Annotated in this window: 9 protein-coding genes; 1 reads left to right on the forward strand and 8 read right to left on the reverse strand. The window is 61.5% G+C overall.

Going from position 1 to position 11,399, the window contains the following annotated elements; all coding sequences use genetic code 11:
- Positions 1–12 precede the first annotated feature (12 nt).
- From NKI15_RS27750 to NKI15_RS27760, 3 genes are all read right to left on the reverse strand, one after another.
- Positions 13–1,386: a hypothetical protein gene (locus tag NKI15_RS27750; protein WP_031246243.1), complete on the reverse strand. Its 1,374-nt coding sequence runs from the start codon at positions 1,384–1,386 to the stop codon at positions 13–15.
- Positions 1,386–1,904 carry a GNAT family N-acetyltransferase gene (locus tag NKI15_RS27755; protein WP_352513591.1) on the reverse strand — a complete coding sequence of 173 codons (519 nt, stop codon included), beginning with the start codon at positions 1,902–1,904 and terminating at the stop codon, positions 1,386–1,388. Before NKI15_RS27755 ends, NKI15_RS27750 begins: the two co-directional genes overlap by 1 nt.
- A 137-nt stretch (positions 1,905–2,041) precedes the next feature.
- Entirely contained in the window at positions 2,042–2,863 is an 822-nt protein-coding gene (locus NKI15_RS27760) for a hypothetical protein (protein ID WP_352676159.1), read from the reverse strand.
- A 301-nt stretch (positions 2,864–3,164) separates the two neighbouring features.
- On the opposite strand from NKI15_RS27760, the gene NKI15_RS27765 reads away from it, so the two are divergent.
- On the forward strand, positions 3,165–4,580 hold the full coding sequence (locus NKI15_RS27765) for an adenylate/guanylate cyclase domain-containing protein (protein WP_023685078.1): 1,416 nt from the start codon (positions 3,165–3,167) through the stop codon (positions 4,578–4,580).
- A 15-nt stretch (positions 4,581–4,595) separates the two neighbouring features.
- Here the strand turns inward: NKI15_RS27765 and NKI15_RS27770 are convergent, their stop codons facing one another.
- The 5 genes from NKI15_RS27770 to NKI15_RS27790 form a co-directional block, all read right to left on the reverse strand.
- A complete protein-coding gene (locus NKI15_RS27770) occupies positions 4,596–5,075 on the reverse strand; it encodes a class I SAM-dependent methyltransferase (protein WP_023672134.1) in 480 nt (159 codons plus the stop codon).
- 209 nt (positions 5,076–5,284) lie between these two features.
- The gene (locus NKI15_RS27775) at positions 5,285–6,466 is read right to left on the reverse strand and encodes an ABC transporter permease (protein WP_031198424.1); all 1,182 of its coding nucleotides are present in this window, start codon (positions 6,464–6,466) and stop codon (positions 5,285–5,287) included.
- The gene (locus tag NKI15_RS27780; RefSeq protein ID WP_023672136.1) at positions 6,463–7,461 is read right to left on the reverse strand and encodes an ABC transporter permease; all 999 of its coding nucleotides are present in this window, start codon (positions 7,459–7,461) and stop codon (positions 6,463–6,465) included. The genes NKI15_RS27775 and NKI15_RS27780 overlap by 4 nt, the downstream gene beginning before the upstream one ends.
- A gap of 2 nt (positions 7,462–7,463) precedes the next feature.
- Complete coding sequence (locus NKI15_RS27785) at positions 7,464–9,362, reverse strand: ABC transporter substrate-binding protein (RefSeq protein ID WP_352514262.1); 1,899 nt, start codon at positions 9,360–9,362, stop codon at positions 7,464–7,466.
- On the reverse strand, positions 9,359–11,254 hold the full coding sequence (locus NKI15_RS27790) for an ABC transporter ATP-binding protein (protein WP_023672138.1): 1,896 nt from the start codon (positions 11,252–11,254) through the stop codon (positions 9,359–9,361). The genes NKI15_RS27785 and NKI15_RS27790 overlap by 4 nt, the downstream gene beginning before the upstream one ends.
- Positions 11,255–11,399 lie beyond the last annotated feature (145 nt).

Here is an 11,399-nt window from a genome sequence, read left to right on the forward strand (position 1 = left end):
AGCCCGGCCGGATCAGAGGCCTGAGGCCCGGCCGATCTTGCGCCATCGGGCGTTTTCGCGAACCGGTTTCAGGTCATCGGTCGTCTCGGCAAATGTCCGCAACCGGTATTGCCGCAGCAGGTCCGGGAACAGCGCCCCTTCCGGCAGTCCGGCAAGCTGCTCGCGGACCGAGATTTGTTCATCGATGACCCGCATGCCCCAGGCATTTTCCCGAACCTGCAGCTCGGCGGCCAGATCGCGCTCTTCTGGCGCGTTTTCATCAAGCGCAGCCAGCAGGATCGAGTGAAAAAGCGCGACATAGCCAATCTGTCTCAGGCCGCCCACAACCCGCACGCGCGGCAATATGGCAAGGGCAAGGACCATCAGGAACAAGTCCGGCAAAAGCATGCCGTCCAGCAGTGCCTGCTGGAGATGCGGCCGCTCGAACGGGATGGAAAGACCATGCGGCCTGTCAGGCTCGATCAGCCGCCCGTTCTCGAGGACGAGCTTGCGCACGCGCTGCTCGCGGATGCCCCAGAAATAGGCCGTGGCATTGGGCAGGAACCTGCCAAATGGGCCCGATGCGGCTTCTTGCAAGGCATGGTCGAGACGCCGGCGCCTTGCGGGCTCGAGGAGCAGCCTGGAAAGAAGACTGCCTTCATCTTCCAGATGCCGCGCCACGACAGTCGCGGCCAGCCTATCATCGATGAAAACCGGCCGGGCCATGCCGGAACGATCCCAATCGGCGACCAGATGCTCGTTGAGTTCTGTCAGCGCATCGGCGGCTGTTGCAAATACCTTGTCCTGGCTGGCAAGCAGCGTGCCGAGCCAGCTTCTGGCATCCGTCTCATTGCCCACCGTTTCGAGCGCGCGCCCGTTGAGGGCGACGGGACCGGCCGCGCAGGCGCTTTTGCGGCACAGTTTGTGGCGGCCCATGCCAAACAAATTGACCTTGTCGTCGCCGACATCCAGCCATCCCGGCCCCTCCCGGCCGGTTGTCTCCATGGTCATGGTCGTTCCCATGAAGCCGAAAAAAGCCGACAGCCCGTTTTCGACCGCGCCGAGCCAGGCAAGCAGCAGGGCATCGAAGGTGATGCGATCCATCAGAAGCAGGCAGTGCAGGCCGGACTGGATAACCGGTCTGTGGTCGAATTCGTCGAGGGCCTTGCCGATCGCTTCGGGCTGCACGATCGCACCGAGGCGCTGCTGCAGGACGTCGCGCAGGATCGAGCGGGCAGCAATCGACGGGGCCGATCCAGGCCTTGCCACCGGCCGCCACAGATGGCGGGCATAATCGGAAACCGGTGCATTCCAGTTCTGCTCGATGTCACGCACGACCTCCGGGCAGAGCAGCGACAGCACGGCCAAAATGTCCACCGGAGGCGCAGGGGCAGGGACGGCGGTCATCAGAACCGCAGCCGGGCCATGCTCAGGAGGTCGTGGTACTGCCCGTCGGTAAAACCGGCCTTCACATGCCGTCCCTCGACCTCGAAGCCGTGGCTTGTGTAGAGACGGATGGCCGGTTCGTTGTCGGCATAGACAGTCAACTCGACCCGCTTCAGGGCGCGCCAATTGTCGGCCACGTCAAGCAGCGCGCCAAGGATGGCAGAGCCGATGCCCCTGCCGACAAAGCCATCATCGAGGCCGATATTGATCTCGCCGATATGCGAGCGGCGCGGCGAACCCTGCGCGACCAGGCTGCCATGGCCGACGACCTTGCCGTCCAACTCGGCAACGATCCAGGTGGTTTCCGGGCCGGACTTGGCGATGCGCCGCTCCACCTGCTCCACCATCTCGAACGGCATCCTGAGCGTGCCCCAGCGGAAGCCCGGCATATTGAAGATAGCGCAAAGCGCCTCGGCATCGCTTGGCCGGACGGCCCGGAGCTGCGGCTGGATTTTCTCTAGGGGTGGCGTGCTGGTCATGGCTTTTCCGGCTACAACAATTCCAGGAAAAGTGTGAGCGGTTTTCCGTCCGGAATTGCGTCAGAACAAAGTGACAGAGGCAATATGCCCGGCACGATGCACCGGACGTCACCTGAAAATCCAGCCGTCTCTGCGACCTAGGCTGATTGCGCGGCAAAATGCCGGGGGGCGGCGCAGAGCTTGAGGATACCGCTGATGCCGATCCAGCCGAAAAGGGCAAGCCAGCACAATGTCCCGGCCGCCGTCCAGTCGAGCCGGTGCACGGCGGCGTCGGTGATGACGAGGCCAAGGACGGCAAGCAGGCCAACCAGAAACTGCGCCAGGCCGAGCACCAGCAATTCCTCACGCGGCGCACTTCTCCAGACGAGATAGGTGCCGCCTGCACCCGCGAGGAAGATGGCGCTGTAGACCTGGGCGTGGAAGGCATCGATCGGCCATGGCCAGAAGCCACCGAATGTCAGGGGAAACAGCAACAGGCCGACGCCGTAGACCCCGAGGATCGCCATTTCCACCGGTAGGTAGGCGCGCCATGCGGGGTTCAAGATCACGCCTTTTGCAGAAGGGCGGGCCCTTGCCCGCCACAGGAACAGCGCGGATACAGCGGCCGACGCAAGATAGACCAGAAACCATAGCCAGGGGGCTTTGCGCTCGAAGTTGAAATAGCCAAGGTTGATGAACGAAGCCGCCGACACGATGACGGTGAAGATGAAGGCCATGACCAGCACGAGCCTGCCGGGCGACCAGCGATTCCAGACCAGCAGCGCCCCCATCACTGCCATTTCGGCGGTGTAGAAGCCGCCGAGGAAGCGGGCATTGAACGGCGTGACGGCCCAGGGCCAGCGCGGCTTGACCAGCGCAGGCGCGAAAAACAGGCCGGCCCCGACGATCAGGACGATGATGACCCCCGCCGAGAAAAGGCGCAGGGCCGCCGGAAATGGCGGGTTGTCGCGTGTCGGCATGGAGAAAACCCCAGAGATGAATGCCCCATGGGCTATCATAGTTTGGAATTCAACAAATGGAAATTGACCTGTCACCAGGCTTGTCCATTCGAATGGCCGTACGGTCCGTTTAGCAGTATGATGGAGCGTTCGGGTCGAAGATCGGTCCGGCCAACACGCCTAGAGCCGGATGATTTCAGGTCTGTCCGACCTGAAATCTGAATCCGCCTCTAAATCAGGAAATAGAGGATGATGTCGTCCGAAAACCGCTTCACACTTTTCGGCATCATGCTCTAGCGGCGCAATTTCCGGAGCCTGCACGATGACCGAAGCTCAGGATCTGTTCTCGCTTCTGCGGCAATCGACCGATGTCGATCCGCAGGCAATCGACGCAATCCGGCAAACCATCGCCGAGGGCAAGGACCGCGAACTTTGCCGCATCAATGCGCTGGCCTTCGCCAGCAAGCATGGCCTCGACGAGGAACGCACCATAAGCGCCTTTCTCCATGCGGCGCGGGTGGGCATCTTCGACATTTCCTGGAATGTTCTGTGCCCCGGCTGTGGCGGCGTGCTCGACACCAACGCAACGCTGAAAACCATGCAGAAGGACGAATACACCTGCGCGCTGTGCTCCCAGGGCTATTCGCCGACCCTCGACGAGATGGTCGAGGTGACATTCACCGTCAGTCCCCGCGTGCGCAGGATTGCCGCCCACAATCCACACGAACTGCCGTTGGTGGAATATTACCGCCAGATCTACTGGGCGTCCGGGGCCGATCTGCCGGACGAGGATCTGGCGGAAAAGATGGAAGCGTTCTCGCTGGAAGATATCGAGCTTGCGCCCGGTGAAAAGGCGGTTCTGCACATCCAGCTTCCGCCCCAATTCATCATCGTCTTCGAGCCGGTCACGCATTCGGCCCAGTTCATCGACGCGAAGGGCGAACCGGCAAAAGAGCGGCGAAACCTCTCTCTGGCCTTCGACCGCGACCATGTCCAGAGCCAGACGCTGGAGATGCAACCCGGCCCATTGCGCATTTCGCTGGAAAACAGGACCGACACGCGCGTGCTGCCGACGGTCTTCATCGCCTGCCCGGTATTGCATGATTTCCTGGGCAAGCGCCGGCCCTTCGTGACCGCCAAGCGCCTGCTCACCAACCAGACGTTCCGGGATCTCTATCGCACGGATACGCTCGACATCAACCAGCGCCTGAAGATCACCAGCCTGACCTTCCTGTTCACCGATCTGCGCGGATCGACCGAGCTTTACGAGCGGGTGGGCGATCTTTCAGCCTTCGATCTCGTACGCGAGCACTTCCAGGTTCTGCACGAGATCGTCGCGGCGGAGGCAGGGGCGGTTGTGAAGACGATCGGCGATGCGGTGATGGCGACCTTCGCGACGCCTGACCGTGCGATTGCCGCGGCGCTGCGGATGCGCGACGCCATGCGGGCCCTCAATGACAAAAGCGGGCGCGAGGACCTTCTGCTCAAGATCGGTGTTCACGCCGGCCCCTGCATAGCCGTGTCCATGAACGAGCGGCAGGATTATTTCGGCCAGACGGTCAACATTGCTTCGCGGGTCCAGAACCTCGCCAACGCACAGGCGATCTTCGCCACGCGTGCGGTGGTCGACGACAATCTCACCGCCGATCTGTTGCACAGGAACGCGCTGACGCCCGTGCCGCACGAGGTCTCGCTGCGCGGCATCGAGCGGGAGATTGCGGTTTATACGATCCCCTGAAGAGTTCTCTACCGCTCACACGCGCTTGCAGAGGAAATAACGGTCGGCGGGCTCCGAAGTGGGCGCCGGGAGGTGTTGCAACAGCGGGTGATCGAGCGGCGTGCCACTGACCGCGAAGCCGCCGACGCGAAGCAGGCTCGCAATCAGATCGGGAAGCCAGGTAGCGGTCACTGCATCGCGATCGTCATAGCCGGTGCCGATGTCGGCATGAACAAGGGCGGCTTCGATGCCAATGAACTTGCGGCCCGTCTCGCGTATTTCGCCGAGCACGAGGTTTTCAGCTTCGGGAATTGAGCTAGTGTGCGCGCCAACTTCGCGGTCGAACACCACGATCCGGCGCCCGGGCAGAAGCTCGCGCAGATGGTGGAATGTCCGGCCATTGCCGAGGCCGAGCTCAAGCACAAGCCCCTCCATCTTCGCCACCTCGGGGCAGATTCGATTAAGAATGTCGCGCTGCGCGGTCATCCTGCTGATGAAATTATCGAGGCGACTCATATGCGATTGTGTGTCCTGAACCAGATCAAGAGATCGGTAACGCCCGCGACAAGAACTGTTCACGGTGAATCCCGAAGCTGACGCGCTAAGCTCGATTGCGAGTCGGCACATATAGGGGCGGACAATAAACAGTGCAACAACCGTACAGGAGGCCGGCAAGCGACATTCCGGGTGGCGTCGGCGGCACTATGCGTGGCGGAATGGCGATCTCACTTGTAGGGGTCCGCGGCGTCCCGCAAGCCGTCGCCGAGGAAGTTGAACGCCATGATGACGAGGATGACGGGCAGCATCGGCAAAAGCAGCCATGGATAGAACGCGATCACGCTGACGCTGCGCGCCTCGGTGAGCAGGATGCCCCAGCTGGTGATCGGCGCTCTCAGGCCGAGCCCGAGGAAGCTCAGCGCCGTTTCGCCCAGGATCATGCCAGGGATGGAGAGCGTCGCCGTCGCGATCAGATGCGACATGAAGCCGGGAATGAGATGCCGCCTGATGATGCGGCTGCTTCCGGCGCCCATCAATTGCGCCGCCAGAACGTAATCCTCCTCGCGCAAGGCCAGAAGCTTTGAACGCACGGCGCGCGCCAGTCCGGTCCAGTCGAGCAGCCCGAGGATGACGGTGATGCCGAAATAGATCAGGATCGGACTCCAGGTTATCGGCATGATCGCCGCCAGGGCCAGCCATAGCGGAATGCTGGGAATCGATTGCAGGACTTCGATTATTCGTTGAACGATCAGGTCGAAGATACCGCCGTGATAGCCGGCCAGTCCGCCGATGACGATGCCGAGCAGGAAGCTGAAACTGATGCCGACGAGGCCGATAGTCAGTGAAATGCGTGCGCCATAGATCATGCGCGAGAGCACGTCGCGCCCCAGCCTGTCGGTGCCGGCCAGAAACAGCTGCCCGTTTTCGGCAGGACAGACAAAATGCCTGTCACCTTCGATCAGGCCCCAGAACCGATAAGTGTCGCCCTTGCAGAAGAAACGGAGCCGCTGAACATCGTCGTGGTTCTCGATGTAGTTCCGCTTGAGCGTGTCCATATCCAGCGTCATCTGGCGGCCATAGACGAACGGCCCGACGAACTCGCCATTGTGGAACAGGTGCACGTGCTGCGGCGGCGCATAGATGTAGTCCATGTTGCGCGAGTGCAGATTGTAGGGCGCCAGGAACTCGCAGATCAGTATCCCGGAATACAGCACTGCCAGGAATATGCCGGATATAAGCGCAAGCCGGTGTTTGCGGAATTTCCACCACATCAGCCGCAACTGCGATGCCTGAAAGACCTTCGATTGCTCCGGCGTCATCGCCTCGACCGACTGCAGGTCGAAGGGCGCGCCGGAAATGTAGTGTTGCAGTGGAGCACCCGGAGCGGGCAGCGGCGAGTCCTGCTTCATTTGGTGCTGCCACCCTGCAAACGAATTCGTGGATCAAGCAGCGCCAGCGCCAGGTCGGAAATGAGCACGCCGATAACCGTCAGGAAGGCAAGGAACATCAGGAATGACCCTGCCAGATACATATCCTGGCTTTGCAGCGCCTTGATCAGCATCGGCCCGGTCGTTTCCAAAGACAAAACGATAGCCGTGATCTCAGCGCCGGAGATGATGGCCGGCAGGATCGAGCCGATGTCGGAAATGAAGAAATTGAGCGCCATGCGCAGCGGATATTTGACCAGCGCCTTAAACGGATGCAGGCCCTTGGCGCGCGCCGTAACGACATATTGCTTGTGCAGTTCGTCGAGCAGATTGGCGCGCAGCCGCCGGATCATGCTCGCCGTGCCGCCGGTGCCGATGATCAGGACCGGGATCCAGAGATGGGCGAGGATCGACTTCGCCTTGGCCCAGCTCATCGGCTCACCGAGATATTGCTGGTCCATGAGGTGGCCGATGGACGTGCCGAACCAGATGTTGGCGAAATACATCAGGATCAGCGCCAGCATGAAATTCGGAATGGCAAGGCCGAGAAGGCCGAAGAAAGTCAGGCCGTAGTCGCCCCAGCTGTATTGATGCGTGGCGGAGTACATGCCGATCGGAAAGGCGATGAGCCAGGTGAAGATGATCGTGACGAAGGAAACCAGCACGGTCAGCCACATTCGGTCGCCGACGACGTCGCGAACCGGCAGCTCATATTCGAAGGAATAGCCGAAATCGCCGTGCAGCATCCCGCCCACCCAGTAGAAGTAGCGAATGACCGGCGGCTGGTCGAAACCATATTCCTTGCGCATCATCTGGATGCGGTCGGAATCCACCGCTTCGCCCTGGGCCCGAAGCTCGGCGACATAGCTGTCGAAATAGTCGCCCGGTGGAAGTTCGATGATGGTGAACACCAGCGCCGATATGACCAGCAGCGTTGGAACCATCACAGCGATGCGCCAGACAAGATATCGAAGCACGCTCAGGAGCCTCCAAGCCAGAATGTGTCCGGCATGTAGACACCGAAATAGGAGGTCGGGTCGTAGCCGTAGAGTGCTTTGTTAGGCAGGTTGCGCAGCCGCGAGGATACCAGAATCGGCTGAAGTGTTTCGTTCACCGTACCGATAGAGAACACCTGATCGGTGTAGATCGACAGCATCGAGTTCCAGATTTCGGCGCGCTCGCTGGATTGGGTCGATCCGTTCCAGCGCTTGAGCAAAGCCATCAACTCGACCACTTCAGGAACATCGGGCGCCTCACCCATCTTGCCATGCGACAGATAGTAAGCGCCCCAGAGCGGCCATTGCAGTTGGTCGTCGATGGTGGGGGCCAACTGGTATGGATTCATGTCGGCGGTCGGCACGCCATTGTCGATGCCCGACGACATCGACATCAGGATCTGGCCGCCCAGCGCGCGGCTGCGGAAGATGTCGCGCTGCGAAGTCCGGATGAACAAAGCGATGCCGATCTTGCGCCAGTGATCGGTGATGAGTTCGAGCGCATCGGTTTCCAGCGTGCTTTCGCCGGCCGTTTCCACGATGATCTGCGCCGGGCGTCCATCGGGAAGTAGCCGCAGGCCGTCATCGTCACGGGCCTGAAGCCCGACCTCGTCAAGCAGTGCATTGGCCTGGTCGGGATCGTGGGCGACCCAGGCTTTCGCGAATTCCGGCCGGTAGAGCGGGCTCTCCGGCAAGACCGTATCGGCGCTTTCCTGCGCCAATCCGTAGAAGACGGCCATGTTGATCTCGCGCCGGTCCACAGCGAGCGAAAGGGCGCGGCGCACGCGCACGTCACGCAAAAGGCCACGCCACACCGGGTCGGCACAATTCAGATTGGGCATGAGCGCCAGCCGCGAACCCTGTGTGCGTTTCCACAGATGCATCTTCACCGGGTAGCGCTTCTCCGCGTCCTTCAGGAAGGAGTAATCGCTGAAGTCGATTCCCATGCATTGCAGGTCGCTCTCGCCCGCACCGGTCTTGGCGGAGATGATCGCCGACGAGCTGACATTCATGATGATCCGGTCGACATAGGGCAGTTGCCGGCCGTTCTCGTCTGTTCGATGAAAGAACGGGTTGCGCTCGAAGATGAACTGCTCGGCCGGCGGCTTGGTCCGGTTCTGCCAGGGGTCGAGCGTCGGCAGATCCGGGTTCTCCGGGCGATACTGCCGCGACATGCGGATATGCAGGAGCGTCCATTTCGCGGTCCGGTTCTCCTTCATCAGGCCGGCGAGCCGGAATGGATCCTGGTATTTCTTGTGGAACTGCTTGAGATAGGCGGCCGGCAAAACAAGCGGTGTCGGCGAAGCAGCGGCAAGCTTGGGCAGGAAGTCGGGATTGGGCGCGTCCCAACTGTAGCGGACCGTCAACGGATCGACGATCTCGAAACGTGGCGGCTTGCCGTCCGCCAGCAGGGCAGGGGCGAGCCCCCCTTGCGAAAGCTCATCGTTCAGCCAGACATCTTCCCAGCAATAACGAAAATCCTCCGGCGTCAGCAGGCTGCCGTCTGACCATTTATGGCCTTCCCGAATCTTGAACGTGAAGACGCGATCATCCTTTACGTCGAAGCTTTCGAGAATGTCGGCTTGAAAGTTAAGCTTTTCGTCATAGCCGACCAGCCGGGAATACCCGTAGATCGTCATCATCCGGATATCTTTCTGGCTGCCGATGATCGTACGCAGCGTGCCGCCATACTGGCCGGGCTGCCGGCCCATCGCGGCGAGGTTCAACGCGCGCGGGCTTTTGGGCAGGCGCTCCGCGAGTGGCGGCAGAGCCCTGGCTTTCAGCTGCGGCTGAAGAAAATCCGGCTCCAGATCGCCGGCGCGCGCCGTGCCCGGCAGAAATGCCGAAGCCATGAGACCAAGGACAGTGCGGCGGCTGATCAATGGCGTAACTCGCTGACATCGGCCGAACGTCGGGCCAGCACGAGATGGCCGCCGCCGAGATCGAGCGGCGACAGCATATCCTCTTCGCCCTCGTCGCGGAATTGCGGGCCCCATGCGCTGGTGTCGGAAGCGCCGCCGAGCTTCAGCGTCTTGAAATCCATCGGCCGGTCGAGATCGGGGAAGGGGACTGCGGCGAGCAGTGAGCGCGTGTAGGGGTGGATCGGTTTCCTGAGCAGAATTTCGCGCGGTGCAAGCTCGACGATACGCCCGCCGCACATCACCGCGATGCGGTCCGCCATGTAGTCCACCACCGCCAGATTGTGGGATATGAACAGGTAGGTCAGGCCCAGTTCCTTCTGCAGGTCCTTCAGAAGGTTCAGGATCTGCGCCTGCACGGAGACATCGAGCGCCGAAACCGGCTCGTCGCAGATCAGCAGTTCAGGCCCCAGCGCCAACGCGCGCGCGATGCCGATACGCTGACGCTGCCCGCCGGAGAAGCTGTGGGGATAACGCTGGATGAAGCGCGGATCGAGCCCGATTGCCTGCATCAGGCTCTTGACCGTGGCTAGCCGGGACGCGGCATTGCCACGTTGATGGATTTCCAGCGGCTCGCTCAAGATGTTTTCCACGGTCATGCGAGGCGAAAGCGACGAGACCGGATCCTGGAAAACCATCTGGAGTTTCGCCCGCAGCAAGCGCAGGGCGTCTCCCTCGGCTTCCAGGACGTCGATCGGTCCGTCGCGGCCGTTGAAGATCACGGAGCCGCCGGTAGGGGTGACGGCCCGCATCAGGATCTTGCTGACGGTAGTTTTGCCGCAGCCGCTTTCGCCAACCAGGCCCAGGCACTCACCTCGCCTGATGTCGAAGCTGACGCCGTCCACGGCGCGAACAGAGGTCTGATGGCTCCCGCTGAACCATCCGGAGTTGCGGATGGTGTAGACCTTTTTCAGATCCCTGACCGACAGCAGAATGTCGTCCGGCCCCTTCGCTTCCGGCGCCGTCTGCTTGCCCAGCAGGGTCCCGACATTCACCGGCACCTCGCGGAGCGCCTTCAGCCTTTCGCCAGGCTTCAGGTCGAAATGCGGGACGGCTGCCATGAGGCCCTTCAGGTAAGGGTGGCCTGGCCGGCGGAATATTGCCTCCACAGGGCCCGCTTCCATGATCTCGCCATGGTACATGACCACCACCTCGTCGGCGACATTGGCAACCACCCCGAGGTCGTGCGTGATCAGCAGCATTGCCATGTTGAGCTTGGTCTGAAGCCCGCGCAGCAATTGCAGGATTTGCGCCTGGATGGTGACGTCCAACGCCGTCGTCGGCTCATCGGCGATCAACAGAGCGGGCCGGCAGATAAGCGCCATGGCGATCATGGCGCGTTGCCGCAATCCTCCCGAAAGTTCGAACGGATACATGTCGTAGGCGCGCTTGGGATTGGGGAACCCGACGAGGCCGAGCATTTCCTCGGTCCGTGCCTTGCGCTCCGTCCGATCCATGTGCGTATGAATCTGCAGGGATTCGCTGACCTGGTTGCCGATCGTGTGCAGCGGCGACAGCGATGTCATCGGCTCCTGAAAGATCTTGCCGATGCGGCTGCCTCTCAACGCCCGGATTTCGGGTCCGTCGCGCGGCATCTGCAGGATATCCTGCGTCGTGCCGGGCTTTTTGGGATCGGAAAACAGGATACGGCCGCGAACATGGGCCGTGTTCGGCAAGATGCCCATCACGGCCTGGCTGAGAACCGATTTTCCGGAACCGGACTCACCGACAAGTGCGGTGACCTTGCCGGGCAGGACGCGAAGATTTGCCCGCCTGACGGCATGCAACGGTCCCCCGACAATGGCAAAAGAGATGCCAACATCCTCGATCCGCAGCAGATCAACGCCTGCATCCATTCCCACACCAGCCCCAATCTGGCGCCTCCCGACCGGCCCCAAAAAAGCAAGACTAGCGCATTGTCAGCGCAGAGCAACTTGGATTCGAAACGAATTCCCCGGCGACCGGCGGCCGGACAGCATACCAGGGCGTCCAGATCGGATG

The organism is Mesorhizobium sp. M0862, from assembly GCF_040319795.1.
Classification (GTDB): domain Bacteria; phylum Pseudomonadota; class Alphaproteobacteria; order Rhizobiales; family Rhizobiaceae; genus Mesorhizobium.

Excerpts from the sequence above, each read along its gene's own strand:
- NKI15_RS27775 (WP_031198424.1), bottom strand. The coding sequence starts at position 6,466 with ATGAAGCAGGACTCGCCGCTGCCCGCTCCGGGTGCTCCACTGCAACAC.
- NKI15_RS27765 (WP_023685078.1), top strand. The coding sequence starts at position 3,165 with ATGACCGAAGCTCAGGATCTGTTCTCGCTTCTGCGGCAATCGACCGAT.
- NKI15_RS27790 (WP_023672138.1), bottom strand. The coding sequence starts at position 11,254 with ATGGATGCAGGCGTTGATCTGCTGCGGATCGAGGATGTTGGCATCTCT.
- NKI15_RS27755 (WP_352513591.1), bottom strand. The coding sequence starts at position 1,904 with ATGACCAGCACGCCACCCCTAGAGAAAATCCAGCCGCAGCTCCGGGCC.
- NKI15_RS27760 (WP_352676159.1), bottom strand. The coding sequence starts at position 2,863 with ATGCCGACACGCGACAACCCGCCATTTCCGGCGGCCCTGCGCCTTTTC.
- NKI15_RS27770 (WP_023672134.1), bottom strand. The coding sequence starts at position 5,075 with ATGAGTCGCCTCGATAATTTCATCAGCAGGATGACCGCGCAGCGCGAC.
- NKI15_RS27750 (WP_031246243.1), bottom strand. The coding sequence starts at position 1,386 with ATGACCGCCGTCCCTGCCCCTGCGCCTCCGGTGGACATTTTGGCCGTG.